The organism is Ensifer sp. PDNC004 (genome assembly GCF_016919405.1).
Classification (GTDB): domain Bacteria; phylum Pseudomonadota; class Alphaproteobacteria; order Rhizobiales; family Rhizobiaceae; genus Ensifer.
Window position 1 is genome coordinate 3572450 of the sequence record NZ_CP070353.1, and the last position, 26219, is coordinate 3598668.

24 protein-coding genes and 1 pseudogene are annotated in these 26219 nt (G+C 62.9%); 19 read left to right on the forward strand and 6 right to left on the reverse strand.

Annotated elements, in window-relative coordinates:
- Positions 1-5 precede the first annotated feature (5 nt).
- The 3 genes from JVX98_RS25445 (at position 6) to JVX98_RS25455 (ending at position 2021) form a co-directional block, all read left to right on the forward strand.
- Positions 6-488, forward strand: a complete 483-nt coding sequence (locus JVX98_RS25445) for a hypothetical protein (protein ID WP_246764953.1) — start codon at positions 6-8, stop codon at positions 486-488.
- Between the two features lie 85 nt (positions 489-573).
- Complete coding sequence (locus tag JVX98_RS25450) at positions 574-1320, forward strand: YebC/PmpR family DNA-binding transcriptional regulator (protein ID WP_192450702.1); 747 nt, start codon at positions 574-576, stop codon at positions 1318-1320.
- Between the two features lie 71 nt (positions 1321-1391).
- A complete protein-coding gene (locus tag JVX98_RS25455; RefSeq protein WP_192450701.1) occupies positions 1392-2021 on the forward strand; it encodes an HAD hydrolase-like protein in 630 nt (209 codons plus the stop codon).
- A gap of 10 nt (positions 2022-2031) precedes the next feature.
- Here JVX98_RS25455 and JVX98_RS25460 read toward each other — a convergent pair whose 3' ends face one another.
- Positions 2032-3033: an LLM class flavin-dependent oxidoreductase gene (locus JVX98_RS25460; protein ID WP_192450700.1), complete on the reverse strand. Its 1002-nt coding sequence runs from the start codon at positions 3031-3033 to the stop codon at positions 2032-2034.
- A gap of 170 nt (positions 3034-3203) precedes the next feature.
- On the opposite strand from JVX98_RS25460, the gene ruvC reads away from it, so the two are divergent.
- The 4 genes from ruvC (at position 3204) to JVX98_RS25480 (ending at position 6443) form a co-directional block, all read left to right on the forward strand.
- Positions 3204-3716 carry a crossover junction endodeoxyribonuclease RuvC gene (ruvC, locus tag JVX98_RS25465; RefSeq protein ID WP_043625534.1) on the forward strand — a complete coding sequence of 171 codons (513 nt, stop codon included), beginning with the start codon at positions 3204-3206 and terminating at the stop codon, positions 3714-3716.
- Positions 3717-3782: 66 nt separating this feature from the next.
- Entirely contained in the window at positions 3783-4400 is a 618-nt protein-coding gene (gene ruvA, locus JVX98_RS25470; RefSeq protein WP_192450699.1) for a Holliday junction branch migration protein RuvA, read from the forward strand.
- A 96-nt stretch (positions 4401-4496) separates the two neighbouring features.
- Complete coding sequence (gene ruvB / locus JVX98_RS25475) at positions 4497-5540, forward strand: Holliday junction branch migration DNA helicase RuvB (protein WP_192450698.1); 1044 nt, start codon at positions 4497-4499, stop codon at positions 5538-5540.
- Positions 5541-6443, forward strand: coding sequence for a metallophosphoesterase (locus JVX98_RS25480; RefSeq protein ID WP_192450697.1), 903 nt, complete (start codon positions 5541-5543; stop codon positions 6441-6443). It begins immediately after the preceding gene.
- A 123-nt stretch (positions 6444-6566) separates the two neighbouring features.
- On the opposite strand, the gene JVX98_RS25485 is transcribed toward JVX98_RS25480, so the two are convergent.
- The 4 genes from JVX98_RS25485 to JVX98_RS25500 all read right to left on the reverse strand — a co-directional run bounded on the left by JVX98_RS25485 (position 6567) and on the right by JVX98_RS25500 (position 10919).
- Positions 6567-7775: a hypothetical protein gene (locus tag JVX98_RS25485; RefSeq protein WP_043624101.1), complete on the reverse strand. Its 1209-nt coding sequence runs from the start codon at positions 7773-7775 to the stop codon at positions 6567-6569.
- A gap of 134 nt (positions 7776-7909) precedes the next feature.
- A complete protein-coding gene (locus JVX98_RS25490) occupies positions 7910-8845 on the reverse strand; it encodes an NAD(P)-dependent oxidoreductase (protein WP_205237846.1) in 936 nt (311 codons plus the stop codon).
- Entirely contained in the window at positions 8842-9702 is an 861-nt protein-coding gene (locus JVX98_RS25495; RefSeq protein ID WP_205237848.1) for a glycosyltransferase, read from the reverse strand. Before JVX98_RS25495 ends, JVX98_RS25490 begins: the two co-directional genes overlap by 4 nt.
- Positions 9699-10919: an NAD-dependent epimerase/dehydratase family protein gene (locus JVX98_RS25500; protein WP_205237850.1), complete on the reverse strand. Its 1221-nt coding sequence runs from the start codon at positions 10917-10919 to the stop codon at positions 9699-9701. The genes JVX98_RS25495 and JVX98_RS25500 overlap by 4 nt, the downstream gene beginning before the upstream one ends.
- A gap of 124 nt (positions 10920-11043) precedes the next feature.
- On the opposite strand from JVX98_RS25500, the gene ybgC reads away from it, so the two are divergent.
- Positions 11044-11499: a tol-pal system-associated acyl-CoA thioesterase gene (gene ybgC / locus JVX98_RS25505; protein ID WP_043624113.1), complete on the forward strand. Its 456-nt coding sequence runs from the start codon at positions 11044-11046 to the stop codon at positions 11497-11499.
- An 18-nt stretch (positions 11500-11517) separates the two neighbouring features.
- Here ybgC and ligD read toward each other — a convergent pair.
- Positions 11518-12519, reverse strand: a pseudogene (gene ligD, locus JVX98_RS25510) (non-homologous end-joining DNA ligase); the annotation flags it as partial.
- A 435-nt stretch (positions 12520-12954) separates the two neighbouring features.
- Between ligD and tolQ the strand changes: the two are divergent.
- The 11 genes from tolQ to JVX98_RS25565 all read left to right on the forward strand — a co-directional run bounded on the left by tolQ (position 12955) and on the right by JVX98_RS25565 (position 26024).
- Complete coding sequence (tolQ, locus tag JVX98_RS25515; protein ID WP_034806243.1) at positions 12955-13677, forward strand: protein TolQ; 723 nt, start codon at positions 12955-12957, stop codon at positions 13675-13677.
- 27 nt (positions 13678-13704) lie between these two features.
- Positions 13705-14157 carry a protein TolR gene (gene tolR / locus JVX98_RS25520; protein WP_034806246.1) on the forward strand — a complete coding sequence of 151 codons (453 nt, stop codon included), beginning with the start codon at positions 13705-13707 and terminating at the stop codon, positions 14155-14157.
- A 9-nt stretch (positions 14158-14166) separates the two neighbouring features.
- Positions 14167-15246 (forward strand): hypothetical protein, encoded by a 1080-nt coding sequence (locus JVX98_RS25525; RefSeq protein ID WP_205237851.1) that lies wholly within the window; start codon positions 14167-14169, stop codon positions 15244-15246.
- Positions 15247-15352: 106 nt separating this feature from the next.
- A complete protein-coding gene (gene tolB, locus JVX98_RS25530; protein WP_245281720.1) occupies positions 15353-16639 on the forward strand; it encodes a Tol-Pal system beta propeller repeat protein TolB in 1287 nt (428 codons plus the stop codon).
- A gap of 297 nt (positions 16640-16936) precedes the next feature.
- Positions 16937-17470: a peptidoglycan-associated lipoprotein Pal gene (gene pal / locus JVX98_RS25535; RefSeq protein WP_034806256.1), complete on the forward strand. Its 534-nt coding sequence runs from the start codon at positions 16937-16939 to the stop codon at positions 17468-17470.
- 263 nt (positions 17471-17733) lie between these two features.
- Positions 17734-18762 carry a tol-pal system protein YbgF gene (gene ybgF / locus JVX98_RS25540; protein WP_205237853.1) on the forward strand — a complete coding sequence of 343 codons (1029 nt, stop codon included), beginning with the start codon at positions 17734-17736 and terminating at the stop codon, positions 18760-18762.
- Entirely contained in the window at positions 18752-20092 is a 1341-nt protein-coding gene (tilS, locus tag JVX98_RS25545; protein ID WP_205237855.1) for a tRNA lysidine(34) synthetase TilS, read from the forward strand. Before ybgF ends, tilS begins: the two co-directional genes overlap by 11 nt.
- Positions 20093-20192: 100 nt before the next feature.
- Complete coding sequence (gene ftsH / locus JVX98_RS25550) at positions 20193-22136, forward strand: ATP-dependent zinc metalloprotease FtsH (protein ID WP_077959806.1); 1944 nt, start codon at positions 20193-20195, stop codon at positions 22134-22136.
- Positions 22137-22452: 316 nt separating this feature from the next.
- Positions 22453-23805 carry a phosphoglucosamine mutase gene (gene glmM / locus JVX98_RS25555; protein ID WP_192450881.1) on the forward strand — a complete coding sequence of 451 codons (1353 nt, stop codon included), beginning with the start codon at positions 22453-22455 and terminating at the stop codon, positions 23803-23805.
- Positions 23806-24177: 372 nt separating this feature from the next.
- Entirely contained in the window at positions 24178-25002 is an 825-nt protein-coding gene (locus JVX98_RS25560; protein WP_192450689.1) for an outer membrane protein, read from the forward strand.
- A gap of 188 nt (positions 25003-25190) precedes the next feature.
- Positions 25191-26024 carry an outer membrane protein gene (locus JVX98_RS25565; protein WP_205237857.1) on the forward strand — a complete coding sequence of 278 codons (834 nt, stop codon included), beginning with the start codon at positions 25191-25193 and terminating at the stop codon, positions 26022-26024.
- Positions 26025-26219: the final 195 nt, after the last annotated feature.

Below are 26219 nucleotides of genomic sequence, written 5' to 3' on the forward strand. Positions count from 1 at the left end.
GCCCGATGAAGTTGCTCGTGGTTGGCGTATCGCTCTTTCTCTCCTTTTCAACTCTTGCCGAGGCCGGTGGCGTGCCGCCGCCGCGCATGCCGTCTCCAGAGGGACAACAGCCGCAAAGCCAATCGGAGACCGCGGTCAAACCGGCAACTGAGCAGGAGATTTTCGCGATGCCCTCGGGCAATATCGGCTGCATCTATACGCCGGCTGGCGGCACGTCCGTCTATCAGCCCGCCGACGGTGGTCCGGAACTGGCCTGCGATATCGTCGCGCCGCGTTATGTCAGGGCGACACTTGGCCGGGCGGGGGCCGCCACGATCAATCACGCCGTCGGCGATCCGAGTTGTTGCTCGGTCGGAACCGTTCTCGACTATGGACAAAGCTGGTCGCGCGGGCCGTTCTCCTGCGTGTCGGAACGCACCGGTCTTTCCTGTCGTCGTGACGACGGGCACAGCTTCCTCCTCAGCCGCGCGCAGGTCTCGGCCAACTGAAAAACCGCCCCCCGGCTGGACGGAAAGCGGCAATAAAACTATAAGGCGCCCCATTCCATTCAAATTAATGCATGCAGAGGGTGCCATGGCTGGCCATTCACAGTTCAAGAACATCATGCACCGCAAGGGCCGTCAGGATGCGGTGCGCTCGAAAATGTTTTCCAAGCTCGCGCGCGAAATCACGGTTGCCGCCAAGTCGGGCATGCCCGATCCCGCAATGAACGCGCGCCTGCGCCTGGCGATCCAGAACGCCAAGGCGCAGTCGATGCCGAAGGACAACATCGAACGGGCAATCAAGAAGGCCTCCGGCGGCGACGCGGAGAACTACGAAGAAGTCCGCTACGAGGGTTATGGCCCGGGCGGCGTCGCAGTCATCGTCGAAGCCTTGACCGACAACCGTAACCGCACCGCCTCCAACGTGCGCTCGACCTTCACCAAGGCCGGCGGCGCGCTCGGCGAAACCGGCTCGGTCTCCTTCTCCTTCGATCGCGTCGGAGAGATCACCTACAAGCTCTCCGTCGGTGACGCCGACAAGGTGATGGACGCGGCAATCGAGGCTGGCGCCGACGACGTCACCACCGACGAGGACGGCCACACGATCATCTGCGGCTTCGAAGCGATCGGCGAAGTCTCCAAGGCGCTCGAAGACGCGCTCGGCGAAGCCGAAACGGTCAAGGCGATCTGGAAGGCCCAGAACACCGTTCCGGTCGACGAAGAAAAGGCACAGTCGCTGATGAAGCTCATCGACATCCTTGAAGACGACGACGACGTCCAGAACGTCTACTCGAACTTCGAAGTGTCGGACGAGATCCTGGCGAAGCTGTCGGCCTGATTGGGGCGACCGTCGCTTGAAGATTTCCTACCCGCGTCCGAAAGGGCGCGGGTTTTTCTTTGGATGGCCCGATGACCTATCAGTTCGCGATCTTCGATTTCGACGGCACGCTTGCCGATACGGCGGCAAGCTTCATGACGGCGTGCAATGCGGCTGCGCGGCGCTACGGTTTCCGCGAACTCTCTGTCGAGGAGTTCCAGTCGTTGCGGGCGATGGGCAGCCGCGAGATCATCGCGCAACTCGGCGTGCCCGTTTGGAAATTGCCGCAGATCGCCACCTTCATGCGCCGGGCCATGGCAGCGGAAGCCGCAAGCGTCCGGCTGTTTCCGGGCGCCGCTCAGCTTCTCTGGAAACTGAAGGCGGCGGGCATCGGCATTGCGATTGTCAGCTCGAATGCGGAAGAGGGGATTCGTGCCGCGCTCGGCGAAGCGGCTGCGACTGTCGATCTCTTCGAATGCGGGGCCGCGCTCTTCGGCAAGGCGCAGCACTTCAAGCGGGCGATCAGGCACTCCGGCCTCGATGCGGCTCGCATCCTGGCGATCGGCGACGAGGCGCGCGATATCGAGGCGGCGCGAAAGGCCGGTGTGGCGGCAGGGGCCGTCGCCTGGGGCTATGCCGACCCGGTTTTCCTGCAAGGGCTCGGGCCGGATCGATTCTTTGCCAATCTGGAAGAGATCGCACCCGCCTTCGGGGCGATCTGATCGGCCCGCCTCAGGCCGCCTTGGCGAGATCGCGCTGAGCGTCGGCGAAGAGGCGAAGCGAATTCAGCCGCGCGTCCATGTCGAAGATCGGCATCGAGATGATCAGCTCGTCGGCCTTCGTCTGTTCCAGGAACGCCCCGATCTTGCGCCGGATCGTCTCGGGCCCGCCGACGACCGCATACATCATCGAATGGTCGACGAAGATCTTCTCGTCGTAGCTCCACAGCCCATCCATCGACTGGACCGGCGGCGGGAACTGCCCGCGGGCATTGCGCCGCAGCGCCACGAAGGATTGCTGCATGGAGGTGAAGAGGTAGTTCGCCTCCTCGTCCGTTTCGGCGGCGACCCCCATGACGCCGACCATCACCTGCGGCTTGGCAAGGGTCTCGGAGGGCGTGAAGCGCTCGCGGTAGATCTCCAGCGCCGAGAGCAGCATGTCGGGTGCGAAATGCGAGGCAAACGCGAAGGGCAGGCCGAGCATGCCGGCGAGATGGGCGCTGAAATGGCTGGAGCCGAGCAGCCAGATCGGCACATTGGTGTCGGCGCCCGGCACGGCGATGATCTTCTGGTCTTCGGCGACCGGGCCGAGCAGCGCCTGCAGTTCGACGACGTCGTTCGGGAAGTTGTTGCCGCTCGCTTCCATGTTGCGGCGAAGCGCCTGGGCGGTGCGCATGTCGGTGCCTGGAGCGCGGCCGAGACCGAGGTCGATGCGGCCGGGGTAAAGAGCGGCGAGCGTGCCGAACTGCTCGGCGATGACAAGCGGCGAGTGGTTCGGCAGCATGATGCCGCCGGAGCCGACGCGGATCGTCTTGGTGGCAGCCGCCACATGCGAGATCACGATCGAGGTCGCGGCACTGGCGATACCCTTCATGCCGTGATGCTCGGCCAGCCAGAAACGGGTGTAGCCGTTCTCCTCCGCCGCCTGGGCCAGTCGGCGCGAATTCTCCAGCGATTGGGCGACGCTGCCGCCTTCAGTGATCGGGGAAAGATCGAGGACGGAGAAAGTCGCCATGGCAAAGGCCTTCATTGAGAGAAATTGATGCAAGGCTATGTAAGCTCAATTTTCCTCAATCCAAGGGCGCTGCCGAAGAAAACCTGAGTCCGCGTCTCAACTGTGCGTATGTTTTTGTTTTGTTCACTTTTTGCTGGCAGCGTCCGGGCTGACATCATAGGGTGAAATCCATGCAGACCACGATTCGTATCATCGGTATCGATCCGGGGCTCCGCCGTACCGGCTGGGGCATCATCGAGACGCTCGGCAATTCGCTGCGTTTCGTTGCCTCGGGCACGGTGACCTCGGATGGTGACATGGATCTCGCCTCCCGACTTTGCCAGTTGCATGACGGGCTTGCCGAGGTGGTGCACGGCTATCAGCCGCATGAGGCGGCGGTCGAACAGACCTTCGTCAACAAGGACGCGACGGCGACACTGAAGCTCGGCCAGGCGCGCGGGATCGCCATGCTGGTGCCGGCACGCGCGGGCCTGAGGGTCGCCGAATACGCGCCGAACGCCGTCAAAAAGGCGGTGATCGGCGTCGGCCACGGCGAGAAGCAGCAGATCCACATGATGCTGAAGGTTCTGATGCCGAAGGCCGAGTTCAAGGGCAACGACGCGGCGGACGCATTGGCGATCGCCATCTGCCATGCCCACAACCGGCAATCGGTGACGAGCCGGCTTGCCGCATTGATGGCGTAGTTGCGCCCGACACGATAATTTCCGATGGTCCGGGGACCATCCAGAACCCACCGCGAGAGACGCCACATGATCGGCAAATTGAAGGGTACCATCGACGAGATCGCCGAGGATCACGTCGTGCTCGATGTGCATGGCGTCGGCTACGTTGCCTTTTGCTCGGCGCGCACCTTGTCCAGGCTCGGGTCTGCCGGCGAGGCGGCTATCCTCTTCATCGAGACCTATGTGCGCGAGGACCAGCTGAAGCTGTTCGGCTTCCTGACAGCGTTGGAGCGGGAGTGGTTCCGTCTGCTGCAGAGCGTGCAGGGGGTCGGCTCGAAGGTGGCGCTGGCCGTGCTATCCACCCTGACGCCGGGCGAACTGGCCAATGCGATCGCGCTGCAGGACAAGACCTCCGTCTCCCGTGCGCCCGGTGTCGGGCCCAAGGTGGCGGTGCGCATCGTCACGGAACTGAAGAACAAGGCGCCGTCCTTTGCCGGCGAGATGTCGGCGTCGATCGGCCTCAAGCAGGAGCTTGGCGAGGGCGTCGCCTCCGCGCCGGTTTCCGATGCGGTTTCGGCGCTCACCAATCTCGGCTACTCGCGCGACCAAGCGGCCAATGCCGTTGCGGCGGCCCTGAGGAACGGCGGCGAAGGCGGCGACAGCGCCAAACTCATTCGCCTGGGCCTGAAAGAACTGGCGCGATGAACGCTTGCCTTGGCCGGGTGCAGAAGGCAGAACGCATCGTGCCCGGCATGATGACGGGTTGCAGCGCTGAGCTGCCCGACCGAATGGAACGAACGCATGACTGACGCCGCACGCCTGATAACGCCGGAAAAGCGCGGTGAAGACATCGATGCGACCATGCGCCCACAGACGCTGGACGATTTCACCGGCCAGGCGGAAGCGCGCGCCAACCTGAAGATCTTCATCGAGGCCGCAAAGAACCGCGGCGAGGCGCTCGACCATGTGCTCTTCGTCGGCCCGCCCGGTCTCGGCAAGACGACGCTGGCGCAGATCATGGCCAAGGAACTCGGCGTCAATTTCCGCTCGACCTCCGGTCCCGTGATCGCCAAGGCCGGCGATCTCGCAGCCCTGCTCACCAATCTCGAAGAGCGCGACGTGCTCTTCATCGACGAAATCCACCGGCTCAATCCGGCGGTCGAGGAAATCCTCTACCCGGCGATGGAGGACTTCCAGCTCGATCTCATCATCGGCGAAGGCCCGGCGGCACGGTCGGTGAAGATCGATCTGTCGAAGTTCACGTTGGTGGCGGCGACCACCCGGCTTGGCCTTCTGACGACGCCGCTTCGCGACCGTTTCGGCATTCCGGTGCGGCTCAATTTCTACACGGTCGAGGAACTGGAATCGATCGTCCGGCGCGGCGCCCGGCTGATGGGGCTTGGCATGACCGACGACGGCGCCCGCGAGATCGCCCGTCGCGCCCGCGGCACGCCGCGCATCGCCGGCCGGCTGTTGCGCCGGGTGCGCGATTTCGCCGAAGTGGCGCGTGCGGAAGCCGTTACCAAGGAACTCGCCGACGAGGCGCTGACGCGGCTGCTCGTCGACAATATGGGCCTCGACCAGCTCGACCGGCGCTATCTCTTCATGATCGCGCAGAACTTCGGCGGCGGTCCTGTCGGGATCGAAACCATCGCCGCCGGCCTTTCGGAGCCGCGCGATGCGATCGAAGATATCATTGAGCCCTATCTTATCCAGCAGGGCTTCATCCAACGCACACCGCGCGGCCGTATTTTGACCGCCAATGCCTGGAAACATATCGGCCTTAATCCCCCCAAGGAAATGGAGGCGACCCAGTTTCGCCTGACATTAGAGGACGACGACTAGATGATCAGCCGCCGCGGATTGTTGAAACTGATCGGCGGCGGTATCGCCAGTATGGCAGCACTTGGCGGTTACGCCTTTGCCGTCGAACCATTGGCCCGGCTGAACGTCACCCGATACAAATTGAGGCCGCCCAACTGGACGCCGGGGCTGAAGCTGCGCGTCGTCGTGCTTACCGACATCCACGCCTGCGAGCCCTGGATGCCGGCGAGCCGCATCGCTTCGATTTGCCGGCAGGCCAACTCGCTTGGCGGCGATATCACGCTGCTGCTCGGCGACTATGTGGCCGGCATGAACTTTGTCACCAGCTATGTGCATTCCAGCGAATGGTCGAAGGCGCTCGCAGTCCTCGAGGCACCGCTCGGCGTACACGCCGTCATGGGCAATCACGACTGGTGGGAGGACAGGACGGCGCAGACGAACGGTGGCGGACCGACCTTTGGGCACAAGGCGCTGCAGGACGTCGGCATCAACGTCTACAGCAACCGGGCTGCCCGCTTCGAGAAGGACGGGCAGGGTTTCTGGGTCGCCGGCCTCGAAGATCAGCTGGCGCTGTTGCCCGGTAAAAAATGGAAGCGCAGGCACATGGGTGGTCTCGACGATCTCGACGGCACGCTCGCCCAGGTGAGCGATGCCGATCCGGTCATCCTCATGGCACATGAGCCGGATGTCTTCCCGCGCGTTCCATCGCGTGTCGCGCTGACGCTGTCGGGCCATACCCATGGCGGCCAGGTGCGGTTTCTCGGCTATGCGCCGGTCGTGCCCTCGCGTTTCGGCGAGCGCTACGCCTATGGCCATGTGACCGAGAATGATTGCAATCTGATCGTTTCCGGCGGTCTCGGCTGCTCGCTTGCGCCGGTTCGCTTCGGCATGCCACCGGAGATCGTGGTGATCGATCTCGGCTGAGCGACAAATTCCAAGCTTGCTGGTCTCGCTCTGAAAGAGCCTGGCGTCAAGACGACGCCAGACCCGTTTTCCTCCGCCGGCTCGCTCCGTTGAGCCGAGCTGGCGCCCGTTCATCACGTGGCCTCAGGCGGCCCGGATGGCGCCGCTTCGCAGTGCGCCCCGCAGGCCGGACGCGACCTCATAGGTGTCGGTGACCAACAGCAGGCCGTCGGCGCACTGGTACCATTCTCCCTCGCTCATGCTCTTCACCGACGGGCTGAGCGTTGCCAGTTCAACTGAGCCGGGCGGTGTGCTGATGATCCGTTCGGCGACCCAGCTATCGAGCCAGGCCTGGTTTGCCGGCGAAACCGCCTCGAGCGCGATTTGCGGGTGCTTATCGAAGTAGGTCTGGACGGCCAAGTTGGTCGGCGCGATGACGATCTGGTCGAGATTGCTGTCGCCGAGGGCATCGATCACGCGAGAGTTTTCCAGCGCTGCCAGGAAGGTGTCGGTCTTGCCGTCCCGGCCGGTCGAAGAAGCGAGGGAGCGCAAGGTCTCCAGTATCGTCGGCAGCGGCGGAACGACCTCGATGTCGCTGGTGCCGGTCCTCGTAAGAGACTGGTAGACGAGATCGATCTCGGGCGTGAACGACCGCTTGCGAATGCCGCGCGTCCAATTGAATTCGAAGTCCACCTCGAAGCGCCCTTTGAAGTTGGGCGTTGCGCCTTGGGGGACCTCGATGATCGCGGCTGCATTCCAGATGTAGCCGGCATAGGACGGGCGACCGGGATTTGCCGGTACTCCTGGCGACACCCAGCCGACATGGGGCAGCCGCGCCTGCCACTCGATCGATTGCGTTGCGGGCCGCGCCGCAAACGAAACCTCGGAGGCGGTGAAGCTGACACCCACATTGGCGCTGAGCGAGGCGCCGCCCTTCGGACCTTCCTTGCTGTATTCGGCGCTGAGTTCGCCGCCGATCGAGAAACTGATCGTCGCCTGCTCGACGGTGCTGTTGGGCCCGAACGTTACCAGCCGCGCCTGCGACGAGTTCGTTTCGAGGCGCAGCTTCATCTGATTGGCGTAAAAGCCGACCGACACCCAGTTGGACGACGGGTTGGACGGCGAGCCCTGGATGCCGTGATAGACATCCCCGACGACGAGATAGTAGTCACGCGTCAGGTTCTGGTTGCCGCGCATCAGTTTGTAAACCGAAAGCAAGGCGTTTGCGGTCAAGGTTTGCGATGAGGTCTTGACCGTACCCCAGCCAAAATCATTGCCGCCATTCGTTTTCCATTCACCGTTCAAAGTGCCGACAAGCTTCCAGACTTCAGGATTCAACGTCTCGATAGGCATGATTGATTTCCTTCGAAGCGCCGTCGATCGACGGGAGGGTTGAGCTTTTGCGCGGAGCGGAACCGTTCCGCACAGCCAACATAGCGCGGATTTTCGAAAGCAACCTGGGGTGTTAAATTGTAAATTAATACTCCTTAAAGGAGTCCTTGATCGACACAGAACGGCTCTGTGCTGCGGCCTCGGCCGAGCAGCTCTTCGATCGTCTCGCGCAGCCGCGGCAGCCCGCCCGGCACCCAGCCGAGCGCGCGCAAGCGGTCGCAGTCCATCGCGTTGAAATCAGCCAATGCGGCCGGTTCGGGCAGGTCGTTCGTGCAACCGGCGATTTCGCGCACGATTTCCAGAATGGTGCGGCTGTCGACGAGGATGTCGGAGACGTTGAAGACCGAAGCCGGTAGGCGGCGTGCTTCCGCTTCAAGCACGAAGCGCACGGCGGTTGCGACATCGTCGCCATGCACTTCCGTGCCGGCCCGCGGTGCAACCGGGCGGCCCCGGAGATAGTCGTCGAACAGGGTCTGCCATTTGTGCGACGCCCCATTGCCCGGCGCTCCGTAGACGCCGGTGACGCGCAGGCTCGCTGTCTTGAAGTCGTTAGTGCCGAGCAGTTCCAGTTGCCGCTCCGCCTCAAGCTTGAGCGTGCCATAGAGGCTCTCGGGGTGGCAGGCCGACCCCTCGGTCAGCACCGTGCCCGCCGGGTGTGCTCCATAGACCGCGCGGCTCGACAGGAAGATACAGCGCTCCACGCCCTGTTCGCGTGCCGTTTCGAACAGGCGGACCGAACCATCGAGATTGGTGCGGCGGAAGCCCTCGGGGTCGTCGCCTTCGCCGCCGCGATATCGGCCGGGGATGTGCTGGAAGGCGGCATGGATGAAACACTGGACATTGTCGAAGGCCGCTCTGTGATCGATGGTCGGATCGAGCGACAGGGGCACGAAATCGACAGGTCCGCCAAAGAAGGTGTCTGGGGGCCGCGGGCGCCCGCCGACCACCACCTCGTGCCCCGCTTGCAGCAGATGCTGGACGATAAAGCGACCGACGAAGCCCGTGCCGCCGGAGACAAGCACCCGGGTCATCGGCGGACCGGGTTGGCGAGCGATGGGATGTCCGGAATAGCCTCTCCCGTGAGATAGCCGTGCCAGAGATCGATCAACGGCTGCAGGGCCTCCCGGCGCGGATGATTCTTCTCCCAGGGCTTTTCATACTGGTAGTGCAGCACGCCGATCGCGCTCCAGTCCCAGAGTTCCGGCAGGTTGAACCAGACATATTGCAGCATGTTCATGGTCACTGGCAGGCCGTGCCAGTCCGGGAAGAAGGCTTGCAGGAAGGTCTGGTCGGTGCGCGGCCAGAAGGCGTCGGGTGCGTCAAGCTGAGAGAGCATTCTGTCGAAGGTCGCCCATGACGGTTCGGCGACGAAGACGCCGGAATTCAGCCGGTGAAAATCCGCGAGACTTTCGTAGACATTGGGGGCGGCGGAGAATTCCGGATAGGCAAACAACCGGTCGATGTTCCTGAGAACGATGGCGTCGGCGTCGATGAAGACGCAGCGTCGGTATTCGCCAAGCTGCCAGAGCCGAAGCTTGCAGAAGTTGTCGAGCGGCGAGTGGAAGTCGGGCTTGCGGCCCTTGGTGAAGGGCGCCATTTCGTGCACGTTCCGGCGCTGATGACGCGCGTTGAAGCAGTCGGAGAGCGGCAGCAGGTCGGTCTCGACCAGGCGGCATTGGAATTCTGCGAGCGGCGCCAGCGCCTCGCGCGAAACGCCGCCGGTATGGAGCACGACGATATCGGCCTTCGTGCCCGTCAGCCTTATGGAGCGCGCCAGCGCGCGGGCGCCGAGCGCGTAATCGCCATTGGTGACGAGCGTCACATAGGCATGGTCGGCTTGGGGAGGCGAGGAGGGGCGGAGCCCCTCCGAAGGATCGGTCGATCTCATGAAACGGATTTCAGCCGCTTGCCCTCTGGGTCGTGGTTGATGAGCGGCGCGATGTCCTTGGTCCAGGCGGAGACGGCGGGCACGCGCGTTCGGTCGACACGATAGGCGAATTTCTTGGCGACATCGACGATTTCCGTGAGAAGCCCATCCTGCAGCCGGGTCGGGTTGAGGCCGAGGCTCAGGAATTTCTCGTTGTGCACGACGAGCTCGTTCTCGGCGGCTTCCTTGCGCGGGTTCGGCAGCCAGGCGACCTGGGCGCCCGATATCGACGCGATCATCTCCGCGAGGTCGCGCACCCGGTGGGTCTCGGTCATCTGGTTGAAGATCTCGACGCGGCTTCCGCGCGCCGGCGGGTTCGTGAGCGCCAGCTCGATGCAGCGGACCGAATCTTGAATATGGATGAAGGCGCGTGTCTGGCCGCCCGTGCCGTGCACGGTCAGCGGATAGCCGATCGCCGCCTGGATGAGGAAGCGGTTCAAGACGGTGCCGTAGTCGCCGTCATAGTCGAAGCGGTTGATGAGCTGCGGGTGGCGGCGCGTCTGCTCGGTGTGGGTGCCCCAGACGATGCCCTGGTGCAGATCGGTGATCCTGAGCCCGTCGTTCTTGGCATAGAACTGGAAGAGCAACTGATCCAGGCACTTGGTCATGTGGTAGATCGAGCCGGGATTGGCGGGGTAGAGGATTTCCTGGCTGACAGTCTCGCCGCCCATCGTTTCGATGCCGACAGGCAGATAACCCTCGGGGATCGCCGCACCGATGGTGGAGTAGCCGTAAACGCCCATGGTGCCGAGATGAATCAGGTGGGCGTCGAGGCTGAGTTCGACCAGCGCGTTCAGCAGATTATGGGTGGCGTTGACGTTGTTGTTGACCGTGTAGTTCTTGTGGCGGTCGCTCTTCATCGAATAGGGGGCGGCGCGCTGCTCGGCAAAATGCACGATGGCATCAGGGCGATGTTCGGCGAGCCAGTTCTTCAGAAGCTCGTAGTCGCGGGCAAGATCGATCAGGTTGAAATGGATGCGGCGGCCGGTTTCGGCATGCCAGATGCGGGTGCGTTCCTGGATCGAATCCATCGGCGTCAACGACTGCACGCCCAGTTCCGTATCGATCCATCGGCGGGAGAGATTGTCGAGGATATGAACGTCGTGACCGGCATCGGACAAATGAAGGGCCGTGGGCCAGCCGACGAAACCGTCGCCGCCGAGAATCGCAATCTTCATGCACGTTCTCCTGATCGCAAAGGAAGTCCGTCACGTGATAGGATAGGATTGTGACAAGGCTGCAATGCTTGCAAACGGCTTTTTGTTCCTGCACAGGAAACGGGAAATTCTTTCGGAGAAAAGTATGTCCCTGATTTCGCTCGCAGGCGAACTGACCGAAAACGGCCATCAGCTGATCCAGCGCGTCTATTACGAAGACACCGACTTTTCCGGCGTCGTCTACCACGCTCGCTACCTGCACTTCATGGAGCGCGCCCGCACCGATTTCCTGCGGCTGCTCGGCGTCGAACAGGCGACGCTGGCGATCGAGGGCGACAGCGAGGGCCTCGTCTTCGTCGTCCACCGCATGGAGATCGACTTCAAAGCGCCGGCGCGCATGGACGATATCCTGACGATCACGACCGTCACGGAGAAGGCCGGCGGCGCCAAGATGGTGCTGCAGCAGGAAATTCGCCGCGGCGAACAGTTGCTGATCGCTGCCAAGGTGATCATCGCCGTGATCAATGCGCAGGGCCGCCCGCGGCGGCTGCCGGAGGCGCTGGCCTACAAGTTCCAGCATGCCAAGGAGAGCGCCGGCTAGTCCGGCACGCGCGCGGGCCTAGTCCGCCGCTTCCACGCCGAGCTGCTTCAGCATCTCGTCGGTGAGCGATTGCTTCGCCTTCGCGAAGTCCCGCCAGGGATCCGTACCGCGTTCGATCCGTTCGAGACTGTCGGCCATTCGGAAGCTATTGGCGGCGTCAAGACCGGCAAGCTCCTCCCAACTGACGGGCGTGGCGACCGGGCAACCGTCCCGTGCGCGGGTCGAGTAGGGGGCGATCGCCGTCGAGCCGCGTTCGTTCCGCAGCCAGTCGATGAAGATCCGCCCTTTCCGTTTTTCCTTCGACATGGTGGCGATGAACTTGTCCGGTTCGCGATCGGCAAAGCCTTGCGCAAAGGTCTTGGCAAAGGCCTTGGCCTGCGCCCAGGTGGCGTGCTCTGCCAGGGGGACTATCACGTGCACGCCCTTGCCGCCGGTAACCATCGGCATCGATGCCAATCCGATGGCGGAGAGCGCATCGCGAAGCGCCGTCGCTGCGGTCTTGACCATGCCGAAATCAAGGCCCTCGTCCGGGTCGAGGTCGAAGACCAGCCGGTCCGGTGTTTCAAGCGCATCGACCCGCGAACCCCAGATGTGGAATTCGAGCGATCCCATCTGCACCGCGGCGACCAGGCCGGCAGCATCTTGCACGTACATGTAGTTTTCGGTTTCGCCGGAACTTTCGGTGATCGCCATTTCCTTGATCTCTTCGGGAAAACCATCCCCGGCATGCTTCTGGTAGAAGCGCGGGCCCCTCAGCCCCTGCGGCGCGCGCACGAGCGACAGCAGGTGCCTGGCGGCGTAGGGCAGCATGCGATCGGCGACCACCGCGTAATAGCGGGCAAGATCCAGTTTGCTGATGCCGCCGTTAAACAGCAGCCGTTCGGGATGCGTGATCGTGACGCCGGCAACCGTGTCTTCAGGGGCGGCCGGACGGGACTTCGCGGGTGTCGCCCCGGACCCCTTCGATGTCCCGGGGGCCGGCTTGCCCTTGTTCCGATTGGTGGCGGTGTCTTCCGTTTCGGTCATTCTCATCACCCGCAGCGCGATTGGATGGTTCACGGCCCCTGGCCTGTCTGGAGATCGACATGCCCGATGTCTTCAAGGCCAGGATATCGCGAGAATGGCAACTTGTCGCAACGTCCGGTCGAGGATCGGGTCGTTGTCAAGAAACGTGGCGGTAGCGGGTAAGTTCCGCCCCGAAGGTGACGCTGTAAAGACACACAGCGGTAACGGTCTCTTAACCATAATGGTGTCTTAATCATCGCATCAGGATTTGTGCAGTGCACGTCATCCTTTGACCAAAATTGACGGAGAGAAGGCAACCTAAAGCTAATTAAGGTCGCGATGGTGCGATCTGCGGCGGTGCCGGGCACTCTTGCAAACAGGACGTTTGGGCTACCCGGTCACGAGCATGAGCCGCTCTTGCCGGGTGTTTGGATTCGGGGACTGAAGACGATGGAACAGGTTGGATTGGCCGCGGCAACACACGATGTGAGCCTTTGGTCGCTATTCATGCAAGCGGGCTTCGTCGTGAAGCTGGTCATGCTGGGGCTGGTCGCAGCCTCCGTCTGGACCTGGGCGATCGTCGTCGACAAGACGCTCAACTACGGGCGCGTCCGTCGCCAGCTCGACAGCTTCGAGCAGGTGTTCTGGTCCGGCCAGTCGCTGGAAGAACTCTACCGCACGCTCGCCGACCGCCAGACGGCCGGCATGGGTGCGATCTTCGTGTCCGCCATGCGCGAATGGAAGAAGAGCTTCGAGCGCGGTGCCCGTTCGCCGATCGGCCTGCAGATGCGTATCGACCGCGCCATGGACGTGACGCTCGCCCGGGAATCGGAATCGCTGGAGGCCCGCCTCGGCTCGCTCGCGACCATCGGTTCGGCAGCGCCGTTCATCGGTCTCTTCGGTACGGTCGTCGGTATCATGACCTCGTTCCAGGCGATCGCCGGTTCGAAGTCGACCAACCTTGCGGTCGTGGCGCCCGGTATTGCCGAAGCGCTGCTTGCGACCGCGATCGGCCTTCTCGCCGCTATCCCCGCGGTTATCGCCTACAACAAGTTCTCGGCCGACGCCGGCAAGCTGTCGGCACGCATGGAAGCTTTCGCCGACGAGTTCTCCGCCATCCTGTCGCGGCAGATCGACGAGAAGCTCCAGAACCCGCGCCAGGCCGCGCAGTAATCGCCAGAGAGTACGGAGACCACGCTGATGGGTATGTCGGTTGGCGGAGCCAAAGGTTCGGGTGGCGGACGTCGTCGCCGCGGCGGCAAGAAAGCCATGATGAGCGAGATCAACGTGACGCCGTTCGTCGACGTCATGCTCGTGCTCCTGATCATCTTCATGGTGGCCGCACCGATGATGACGGTCGGCGTGCCGATCGACCTGCCGGAAACGCAGGCAAAGGCGCTGAATTCCGATACGCAGCCGATCACCGTCTCGGTCAACCCGGCCGGTGAGATCTACCTGCAGGAAACCGCGATCGCCATCGATGAAGTCGTGCCGAAGCTCGAGGCGATTGCCACCACCGGCTACAACGAACGCATCTATGTGCGCGGCGACACCAATGCCGACTACGGCACGGTCATGAAGGTCATGGCCCGCATCTCTGCCGCCGGGTTCAAGAACCTCGGCCTCGTCACGCTGCAAGAACAGGAAAAGTGATCGTCCACGATGAAGGGCAGTCTCGCTACATCTGCTGTCCTCCACGCCATGGTCTTGACCTGGGCGCTGGTGTCGCTTGGCAGCCCGGCTGACTTCCAGGTCGCCGACGTCGAGGCTTTGCCTGTCGACATCGTTCCCTATTCGGAGATGACGCAGGTTCAGCAGGGCGACAAGAAGGCACCGAAGAAGGAGCATTCGTCGCCGGTTCCGACCAAGCGTCCGGAGACGAACCAGCCGGCTGAAAATGTCGGCGACAACGATACCGACCTGAAGACCCCGCCGACGCCGAACGCCAAGCCGTCGAAGAGCGAAGCCACGGCCTCTCCGGAAAAGAACGACAAGCCCGAGCCGACGCCCGATCCGGTCGAGCAGGAGATCAAGAAGGTCGAGGAATCCAAGCCCGCCTCCGAGCCCGCGACCGAGGTCGCAGCCCTGCCGGAACCCAAGCAGGAAGTGAAGCCCGAGACCAAGCCCGATCCGGCGCCCGCCGAAGAAAAGCCGGCCGAGAACCCGGAAGCCGAAGCGTTGCCCGAGAAGGTGCCGACGCCCGCTGCGAAGCCGAAGGTCGAAAAGCCCGCCCAAAGCGCCAAGACGCCCGATCGCAAGAACGAGGCGACGCCGAAAGAGCAGAAGAAGCAGGCTTCCACCGAGGAAAGCAAGTTCAACGCCGACGAGATTGCAGCGCTGCTCAACCGGCAGGATCCGTCTGCCGGCGGCGCGAAGCGTTCGACGCAGGAGGCCGCGCTCGGTGGCAAGAAGACGATCGGGGTTGGCCTCAGCGCCAACGAGATCGACGGCGTCAAGGGCCAGATCCAGGGCAACTGGTCGCTGACCCCGGGCCTGACCGGCGTCGAGGAGGTCCGCGTCACCGTCCGCGTGCAGCTCGACCCCGCGGGCAACATCGTCGGAACGCCTGAAGTGACCGCCACCGGCGGCCCGGAAGGCACCCGTCGTGCGGTCGAGAGCAGCACCCTGCGCGCGATCCGCCGTTCGGCCCCGCTACAGAACCTGCCGCCTGAAAAATATGAGGGCGAAAAAGGATGGAATACCCTCGTGCTGAATTTCGACCCCTCGGAATTCGCACTTTAGAGCTGCCGGGATTGGAACCCATGCCGGATAGCAAACCACCCCTGCAAACCCTTCGTACGAAGCTGAAAGGCTTGTCTCTATGATCAAGGTCTCTCTTATCCGCGCCATGATGGTGGCCGCGGGCATGTTAGTCGCCGTCGTGGCGGCGGTGACGCCGGCGAACGCTGAAGTCGAAATCAACATCAACAAGGGCAACGTCGAACCGCTGCCGATTGCTGTTACCGACTTCCTCCAGGGCGAACTCGGCCAGAAGATCTCCGACGTGGTCGCAGCCGACCTGAAGCGTTCGGGTCTGTTCGCGCCGATCAACAAGGGCGCCTTCATCGAGAAGATCAGCAATCCGGATGCGACGCCGCGTTTCGAAGACTGGAAGGTCATCAACGCCCAGGCGCTCGTCACCGGTCGCGTGACGCAGGAAGGCGACGGCAGGCTGAAGGCCGAGTTCCGCCTGTGGGATACCTTCGGTAACAAGCAGATGACCGGCCAGCAGTTCTTCACCCAGCCGGAAAACTGGCGCCGCGTGGCCCACATCATCGCCGACGCGATCTATCAGAGCGTTACCGGTGAAAAGGGATATTTCGACACCCGCATCGTCTATGTCGCCGAAAGCGGCCCGAAGACGGCCCGCAAGCGTCAGCTCGCCATCATGGACCAGGACGGCTTCAACGCCCGTGCGCTCACCAATTCCAACGACATCGTTCTGACGCCGCGCTTCTCGCCGAACCGCCAGGAAGTCACCTACATGTCGTTCGAAAACCAGCAGCCGCGCGTCTACCTGCTGCAGCTGGAGACCGGACAGCGCGAGGTGGTCGGCAACTTCCCCGGCATGACCTTCTCGCCGCGCTTCTCGCCGGACGGCCAGCGGGTCATCATGAGCTTGCAGCAGGACGGCAACGCCAACATCTACACCATGGACCTGCGCTCGCGCACCACGACGCGCCTTACCAACACCGCGGCGATCGACACCGCACCGTCCTATTCGCCCGATGGCAGCCAGATCGCCTTTGAAAGCGACCGCGGTGGCCGCCAGCAGATCTACGTCATGGGCGCCGACGGCTCCGGCCAGCGCCGCATCTCCTTCGGCGACGGCTCCTATTCGACGCCGGTCTGGTCTCCGCGCGGCGACCTCATCGCCTTCACCAAGCAGTCGGGCGGCAAGTTCTCGATCGGCGTGATGAAGACCGACGGTTCGGGCGAACGTATCCTGACCACCGGCTTCCACAACGAAGGCCCGACCTGGGCGCCGAACGGCCGCGTCCTGATGTTCTTCCGCCAGGGCGCCGGCTCCGGCGGACCGCAGCTCTATTCGATCGATCTGTCGGGTTACAACGAGCAGTTGATCCAGACGCAGGGCTTCGCATCCGACCCGGCCTGGTCGCCGCTGCTCGAGTAGTTCACGACGGCTTTGGGTCACTCGATCCAAAGCCGTTGACGTGATCGCCTCTCGTCTGCTTGGGGGCGGGAGGCCCGCGGAAAGCCGCGTCCTTATTTCCTGATCCCGCTGCAGGCTGATCCGATTTGCGGCGGGAAAATGTGGCAATGATGCCGCTTTCTCGCCGCAAAGTGCTGGTCTAGCAGGGCCCGAGCCGAAATTATCGATTTGTTAACCATAACTGTTGAATAGCGATTAACCGCTTCCGGTTACAGTCTGGCAACCGTGAATTCAGACACTTCTCAAGGAGACCGGCGTATGAGCCGAATTGACACCCCGGCCGCAGGCCGCATGCAGACCATCGCTCGCAACCCGGTCATGATCGCCCTGGTCATGACGCTTGCCCTGGCTGGCTGTGCATCGAAGAAGAACCTGCCGGGCAGTGCTGGCGAACTCGGCCTCGGTGGCGCCGGTTCGGCAACGCCGGGTTCGCAGCAGGACTTCACCGTCAATGTCGGCGACCGCATCTTCTTTGACACCGACTCCACCTCGATCCGCGCCGACGCGCAGCAGACGCTCGCTCGTCAGGCCCAGTGGCTCGCCAAGTACCCGAACTACGCGATCACCATCGAAGGCCATGCCGACGAACGCGGCACGCGCGAATACAACCTGGCGCTCGGCGCCCGCCGTGCGGCTTCCACCCGCGACTACCTGATCAGCCAGGGCGTTCCGTCGAACCGCATGAAGACGATCTCCTACGGCAAGGAAAAGCCGGTCGCCGTTTGCGACGACATTTCCTGCTGGTCGCAGAACCGCCGCGCCGTTACCGTTCTCGGTGGCGCTGGCATGTAATGATGCCGCGGCCGCGCGCATCGCGTGGCCCGGAATCACGACGTGATCCGAGGAGGCGTTGCGTGTTCCGCAGATCACAGATCGCTAAATTAAAAGGGCGGCCCTCGGCCGCCCTTTGCTTTTTTACCACACTTTGGCCGAACTCCGTTGCTTTTTCAGGGCAATTGGAAAACTGTGCGGCAATCACCCAGATGACTCGGCGAGATGTATTGCAGGCCCCTGGTCAAGGGTGGGACAACCGGTATTCGAACAGGACAAATGAAATGAAGAAATTTGTCGTGGCGGGCCTGATCGGTCTTGCGACCCTTGCGGGTCTCGGCCAGACGGCGAACGCCATGCCTCTTTCAGGGCTGCTGGCCCGAACGGCTGAGACCAACAGCGGCGTGCAGAACCTGCCCGTCGTGAAGGTGCAGTCGGCCGAAACCGCACGGATTGGCCAGCTCGAAGAACAGATCCGCTCGCTCAACGGGCGTATCGAGGAAATGAGCTTCCAGCTCTTGCAGATGCAGGAGCAGATCCGGAAGTTCCAGGAGGACAACGAGTTCCGCTTCCAGGATCTGGAAAGCGGCAAGGCCTCCCCCAAGAAGAGCGGCGCTCTGCAGACGCCGAAAACCAGCGATCAGGCGTCCGTCACCCCGGGGGTGACGGATAGCCAGACCATGGCGCCGGCAGCCGGCGGCAACGACATGGCGTCTTCCGGCGTTTCGCCCGGAGCAGGCCAGGGCGGCAATGGCGCGGCCCCGCCGTCGACACTCGGGCAGATCGTCTTCGACGAGAACGGCAATCCGGTCGCAGCGACGACCGATGGGCGGCCAGGCGCAAACGCCACGCTTCCCGGCGTCGATTCCGGCGCACCGGCCGATGGCGGCCTGAACAGCAATCCCGGTAGCCAGCAGACCGCGTCTCTCGACAATCCCGGCGACCTCTACCAGTCGGCCTACGGTCACGTCCTCTCCGGCGACTACAGCACCGCCGAACAGGAATTCGGCGATTACCTGGCCGCCTTTCCGAAGGGCGATAAGGCAGCCGATGCCAGCTTCTGGCTGGGCGAAGCCCAATATTCGCAGGGCAAATACAGCGACGCCGCAAAAACCTTCCTGAATGCGCATCAGGCCCACGGCAAATCGCCGAAGGCGCCCGAAATGCTTCTGAAGCTCGGCATGTCGCTTGGCGCGCTCGACAACAAGGAAACCGCTTGCGCGACGCTGGGCGAGGTCAACAAGCGCTATCCCAAGGCCTCGCCTGCGGTGAAGGCGAAGGTGACGAGCGAGCAGAGCCGCTTTGGCTGCTGAGGCTCCCGCGCCGACAGCCGTTGTCGAAACGGCAAAACGATTTCTTGCCTCCTTTCTTCGCCCAACGCGCATCCTCGTCGCCGTCTCCGGCGGGAGCGATTCCAAGGGCTTGCTTCTCGCCTTGAACGAGGCGATCGAGGCAGCCGAACCCAAAAGATTTTCCCTGGCCGCATGTACGGTCGACCACGCGCTGCGGCCGGAATCGGCCGAGGAAGCGCGCGGTGTTGCCGCGTTCTGCGCAAGCATCGACGTCCCGCACCTCATCCTGCGTTGGGATGGCGCGAAGCCGCCGACCGGCATTCAGGCGGCAGCGCGCGAGGCGCGCTACCGGTTGCTGGCGGATGCCGCCGATCGGTTTGAGGCCGGTTGCATCGTCACCGGCCACACCAGCGACGACCAGCGCGAAACGATCCTGATGCGGATGCAAAGGACGCAAGGGCCGGGTGCTTCCGGCATGGCGAGCGCCATGCTTTACGACCGCCGGGTCTGGGTGCTGCGGCCGTTCCTTAGTCTTGATAGGGCGTCGATCCGCGCCTTTCTTCAGACGCGCGACTTGAGCTGGTTCGATGACCCGAGCAACGCTAATCCGACTTTCGAGCGGGTCCGCGTCCGGACTGAACTGGCGCAATCGCCGCGAGTGGAGGAGGGGGCATGGGATGCTGGAGCCAGGGCCTGGTCGTCGGCGAGGGCTGCCGGCTTCCTCACCCGCCAGGTGCGCGTGCATGCGGGCCTGGTTGTGGAGATCCCGCTTGCTCTCGCCAACCGCCGCGACAACGTCGATTGGCAGCGGGCGCTGCTCGCGCTGGTGGCCGTCGTCGGCGGCCGCGCGCATATCCCCGCAGCCGACACGGTGAAGCGGGTAGCGGCGTTTCTGCAAGAGGCAACGCCCGGCAGGATGACGGCCGGACGATGCGTGTTCGACCTGCGCGCAGGCGGACTTTACCTCTATCGCGAGGCGCGCGGCCTGGCGACCTTGACGCTTGCGGGCGGTAAGACCGGAACATGGGACGGCCGTTTTCATGTGCACAACGGCGCAAGTACGCCCATCTCCGTCGCGGCAGAAGGCAGGGGCGGGCCACAACAGCAGAGACTTATTGCCGCAGGTCTGCCACCGGGCGTTGCCGGCCGTGCATCGCTTTCGGCACCGAAGGTCCTGTATGGGAACCGCGAAAGTGTCGCATCCGTCACAATCGAGCCGCGGATCGGGCTCTACGACACCTTTTTGCCGGGTTTCGACCGGATCATGGCTGACCGGATCGCCGGATTGTTCGGACGAGAGCCTTATCCTCCGCCGCCGGTTCACGATCTGTTGACAGAAATGGAACGGTAGCCGGCGGTTTGCCTTGGCAATACGTCACCAGAACCCTATGTTAGGGAGCAAGACAGCGGCTCGCGAAATGCGCGGGTCGTGACAGGTTCCGGGGAGTTCGATGAACCCTAATTTTCGTAATCTTGCCCTTTGGGCAATCATAGCGCTTCTGCTGATCGCGCTGTTCAGCATGTTCCAACAGCCGACGGAGCGCACCGGCTCGCGCGAGATTCCGTTCTCGCAGTTCCTGAAAGACGTGGATGCGAGCCGCGTCAAGGAAGTCGTGATCACCGGCTCTAAAGTGATCGGCAGCTATTCCGAAAGCGGCGCAACCTTCCAGACCTACGCGCCTTCAGTCGATACGGCGCTCACCGAGCGCCTTGAAGCCAAGGACGTGACGGTCACGGTTCGCCCGGAAACCGACGGTTCGTCCGGGTTCCTCAGCTATATCGGTACCCTGCTTCCGATGCTTCTGATCCTTGGCGTCTGGCTGTTCTTCATGCGCCAGATGCAGGGCGGTTCGCGCGGCGCCATGGGCTTTGGCAAGTCCAAGGCCAAGCTTCTGACCGAAGCGCATGGCCGCGTCACCTTTGACGACGTCGCCGGCGTCGACGAAGCCAAGCAAGACCTGGAAGAAATCGTCGAATTCCTGCGCGACCCGCAGAAGTTCCAGCGCCTCGGTGGTCGCATTCCGCGCGGCGTGCTGCTCGTCGGTCCTCCGGGTACCGGTAAGACGCTGCTTGCCCGCTCGGTTGCCGGCGAAGCCAACGTGCCGTTCTTCACGATCTCCGGTTCGGACTTCGTTGAAATGTTCGTCGGCGTCGGCGCCAGCCGTGTGCGCGACATGTTCGAGCAGGCCAAGAAGAATGCACCCTGCATCATCTTCATCGACGAAATCGACGCCGTCGGTCGCCATCGCGGCGCCGGTCTCGGCGGCGGCAATGACGAGCGCGAACAGACGCTCAACCAGCTGCTGGTCGAGATGGACGGCTTCGAAGCCAATGAAGGCATCATCCTGATCGCTGCGACCAACCGTCCCGACGTTCTCGACCCGGCGCTGCTGCGTCCGGGCCGCTTCGACCGCCAGGTCGTCGTGCCGAACCCGGATATCAACGGCCGCGAACGCATCCTCAAGGTGCATGTGCGCAACGTGCCGCTGGCGCCGAATGTCGACCTCAAGGTGCTCGCACGTGGTACGCCCGGCTTCTCCGGTGCCGACCTCATGAACCTCGTCAACGAGGCTGCCCTGATGGCCGCCCGTCGCAACAAGCGTCTTGTCACCATGCTCGAGTTCGAGGATGCCAAGGACAAGATCATGATGGGCGCGGAGCGTCGTTCGTCGGCGATGACCGAGGCCGAGAAGAAGCTGACCGCCTATCACGAAGCCGGTCACGCGATCCTCGCGCTCAACGTTCCCTCGGCCGATCCGCTGCACAAGGCGACGATCATCCCGCGCGGTCGCGCACTCGGCATGGTCATGCAGTTGCCGGAAGGCGACCGCTACTCGATGAGCTACAAGTGGATGGTCTCGCGTCTTGCCATCATGATGGGTGGACGCGTTGCCGAAGAACTGACCTTCGGCAAGGAGAACATCACCTCGGGCGCATCGTCGGATATCGAGCAGGCCACCAAGCTTGCCCGTGCGATGGTGACGCAATGGGGCTTCTCCGACCAGCTCGGGCAGGTTTCCTACGGCGAGAACCAGCAGGAAGTCTTCCTCGGCCACTCCGTTGCCCAGCAGAAGAACGTGTCGGAGGCGACCGCCCAGAAGATCGACAACGAAATCCGTCGTCTGATCGATGAGGCCTACGAGACCGCCCGCAAGATCCTGACGGAAAAGAACCACGAGTTCGTCGCGCTTGCCGAAGGCCTGCTCGAATACGAAACGCTGACCGGCGAAGAAATCAAGGCGCTGATCCGCGGAGAGAAGCCGGCACGCGATCTCGGCGACGACACGCCGCCGCATCGTGGCTCGGCCGTTCCCTCGGCCGGCGCCAAGAAGGAAGGCTCGGCGGGCAACAAGGGCGAAGAGTCCGAAGGCGGGTTCGAGCCGCAGCCGCAATAACCGACGCCTGTCGGCCATGTATTGGAGCCGCCGTTCCTTGAGTGGAGCGGCGGTTTTTCGTTGGGGATTTTGTACCTGGCATTTGGTAACGGGATGTAATGATTTCTGATGCTAGGCTCGCTGCCGTTTGCTGCGCTTTTGTGTCAAAGAAGACTCATGTGTTGCGATCGCATGGCCATGGGTGGGCATGACGATCCGAGGCGTACGGCAACCGCCGATATGAAATGAGGTCCGGTCAATGAAACCCAGTCGCGCACCCCGCAGACAGGCGAAGCTGGCAAAGCCAGCGCTGACCCGGCAGAACGATGGAGCTCTTATGAAGCGCAAGTATTTCGGCACCGACGGTATTCGCGGCCAATCCAACATGTTTCCGATGACTCCGGATCTGGCGATGCGGGTCGGCATCGCCGTCGGTACGATCTTTCGCAATGGCGCCCATCGCCACCGGGTGGTGATCGGCAAGGACACGCGTCTTTCCGGCTACATGCTCGAAAACGCGATGGTGGCGGGCTTCACCGCCGCCGGCCTCGACGTCTTCCTGCTCGGGCCGATCCCGACGCCGGGCGTGGCCATGCTCACCCGTTCCTTGCGCGCCGATATCGGCGTGATGATCTCGGCGTCCCACAATCCCTTCCAGGACAACGGCATCAAGCTGTTCGGCCCTGACGGCTACAAACTCTCCGACGATATCGAACAGAAGATCGAGGCGTTGCTCGATCAGGACCTCTCTGGACAGCTGGCAAAGTCCGAAGACATCGGCCGGGCGAAGCGCGTCGATGGCGACATCTATCGTTACCTGGAACACGCAAAGCGCACGCTGCCACGCGACGTCACCCTTCAAGGTCTGAGGATCGCCATCGATTGCGCCAATGGCGCGGCCTACAAGGTGGCTCCGACCGCCCTTTGGGAACTGGGAGCCGAGGTCGTCAGCATCGGCACCGAGCCGAACGGTCTCAACATCAACCTCGACTGCGGCTCGACGCATCCGGCTGCTCTTTCCAAGAAGGTCCATGAAGTGCGCGCCGATATCGGCATTGCGCTCGACGGCGACGCCGACCGCGTGCTGATCGTCGACGAGAACGGCACCGTCATCGATGGTGACCAGCTGATGGCCGTCATTGCCGACAGCTGGGCCGAGGACGGCGTGCTGCGCGGTGGCGCGGTTGCGGCCACGGTCATGTCGAACCTCGGTCTTGAACGTTACCTCAAGGGGCGCGGCATCGACCTGCGCCGCACCAAGGTCGGCGACCGCTATGTGGTCGAACAGATGCGTCAGGACGGACTGAACGTCGGTGGCGAACAGTCGGGCCACATCGTGCTCTCGGATTTCGGCACGACGGGCGATGGCCTTGTTGCGGCCTTGCAGATCCTTGCGGTGATCAAGCGCCAGGGCAAGACCGTGAGCGAGGTCTGCCATCGCTTCGAGCCGGTGCCGCAGGTGCTGAAGAACGTGCGTGTTTCCGCCGGCAAGCCGCTTGAAGACGCGACCGTGCGCCAGGCGATTGCGGACGCGGAGGCGGAGCTTGCGAAATCTGGTCGTCTATTGATCCGCCCGTCCGGCACCGAGCCGCTGATCCGCGTGATGGCGGAAGGCGACGATCGCGGCCAAGTCGAGCGCATCGTCGACGAACTGGTCAACGTCATCGGCAGCGTGCGCAACGCCGCTTAAGCGTCAGACCTCGGCTTCCCTCCAGGGCCGGTGCGTTGCACCGGCCTCTTTTTTGTGCGGATGGTGCGTCAGCCATGCGCCGCGTCGGAGACTTTTCCCCGTGCGGGCGCCCACTTGCCGAGCAGTGCTTCCAGCCATGCGCACTCTTAGCGCTTTGTCTTGCCAAATTATTTAGGTGTGCCTTACGGATGCTCGGTTGCCGACAGTAACGTCGCGTGACAACTACAAGAATAGATCCGATGTTTAACAAACTCGGTAAACGATTGTAGTTAATCGGAACTTAACCTTTGCTCCTCATTATCCATAACCAACAACGGGATTTGGGCACCGGTTTCATGGTGAGCCAAGCAACGAAATATATTGGAGTGGGCCATGAAGAGAATTTTGAGTGGCGTTGTTGCTATATTGCTCAGCGGCACGGCAGCTTACGCTGCAGATGTCTATCAACCGCCAATGGAGCCGGTGCCGGAACAGCCGGTCGAGGTCATCCAGACCAGCGGCTGGTACCTGCGCGGTGACGTCGGCTACGCCTGGAACGACCTGCGCGGTGCGAACTACTACCAGGGAGGCCCCGGCGGCTCCATCACCAATTTCGAAACGGCCGATATCGATGATTCCTGGGTCGCCGGCGTCGGCGTCGGTTACCAGTTCAACAACTACCTGCGTGCCGACGTTACCGCCGATTACTGGGGCAGCGCCGACTTCGCCGGCTCGACACTCGGCAACTGCGGCAGCGTGGTCGGTCCGTGCCGGTCGCGCGACGTCACCTCGGTTTCTGCCTGGAGCCTGATGGCCAACGCCTATGTCGACATCGGCACCTACGGCGCCTTCACGCCTTACGTCGGTGCCGGTATCGGTGCCACCCACGTCAAGTGGGACAAACTGCGCAACACCAGCTGCAGCATCGCCGATCCCAGCCAATGCGACCCGACGACGGGTCATGACGGCGAGAGCAAGTGGCGCTTCACCTATGCACTGATGGCCGGTACGGCCATCGACCTCACCTGCAACCTCAAGGCCGACGTCGGCTATCGCTTCCGCCAGGTCGACGATGGCGACATGTTCGGCTACGCCAATGGTGGCGGCCCGGGCTTCGACAAGGGCTTCTACATCCATGAGGCACGCGCCGGTCTGCGCTACTCGTTCGGCAGTGTCTGCGAAGTTCCCTACGAGCCGGAGCCGATCGTCTACAAGTGATCGACCAGACCAGATGATACAAAAGGCCACCTTTGGGTGGCCTTTTTCGTTGCCGCCAATCTTTGCTGGTTTCCTAACGGGCATGGTTAACCGGGGGTTAACCAGTCGCTGCCAATAGTTAACGCTGAACGAAGCGGTGACGGCAGTGCGCCATCCCGCACCGATAGCAGTGGTGAGAGGGCATGGGCATGGATTGGCGAAACGGGTTCTGCGGGGCCGCTTTTGGTGCCGGCCTGCTGCTTTCCGGTGCGGCATTCGCCGCCGATGAGGAGCTCCTGAATGCGCCGGAGATCACCATCGAAAAAGAAGCCGCTGGCGCTAGCGCGATCTACCTGCGCGGCGATATCGGTTATGCGCCCTGGCGTAGCGAGGGCGATCCCTATTCCCGAACCTTCGATGCAGGCGCGTCGACATACGACAGCACCACTTTCGACAACGCCCGTTTCGACAAGCCGTTCTCCGGGGCGCTTGGCGTCGGCTACCAGTTTACCGACACGTTCCGTGCCGACCTGACGGCGGAGTATTTCGAGGGCCGGTTCAACGGTTCGTCATCGTCGACCGCCCCGTGCGCGGGGCAGGGGGCGGGTACGTCCTGTGCATTTTCAACCGGGGCTGATTATTCCGCTCTTGGCCTGATGGCGAATGCCTATGTCGATTTCGGCACGCTCGCGGGCTTCACCCCCTATGTCGGCGCCGGTCTCGGCGCAACGCGTCTCAATTGGGATACGGCAGTCGAACGGGCGACCTGCGTTGCCGGTGGCGGCGCCTGCGCCGGAGCGGCCGGCTCCACCTCCTACGCGGGGCGCGATAGCTGGCGGTTTACTTACGCCCTGATGGCCGGCGTTTCCTACGATCTCAGTGATCAGCTGAAGCTCGATGTCGGCTACCGCTACTCCCATATCGCCGATGGCGAGATGTTCGGCTTTGGCACTGAGGCGCTTGCCGGCGCGCGGGGCGACAAGGGCTTTGACGATGGTCTTTCGCGTCACGAAATCCGGGCGGGCCTGCGCTTCTCGTTCTAAAACCATCGGCCACGGAAAGATCGGGCAGGTTTGCCGCGTTCTGTCCTCAGGTGATTCAGCCTGTTGCCCACATGAAGGCAGCGTCCGGCAACAATCGCTCTGCGGTGGTCGCCTGCCTTTTCATATGTTGCTCGCGACGCCATAAATTTGTCGATTGCGACAAAGCGCTTGACTTCCGGTCCCGCCCTCAATATC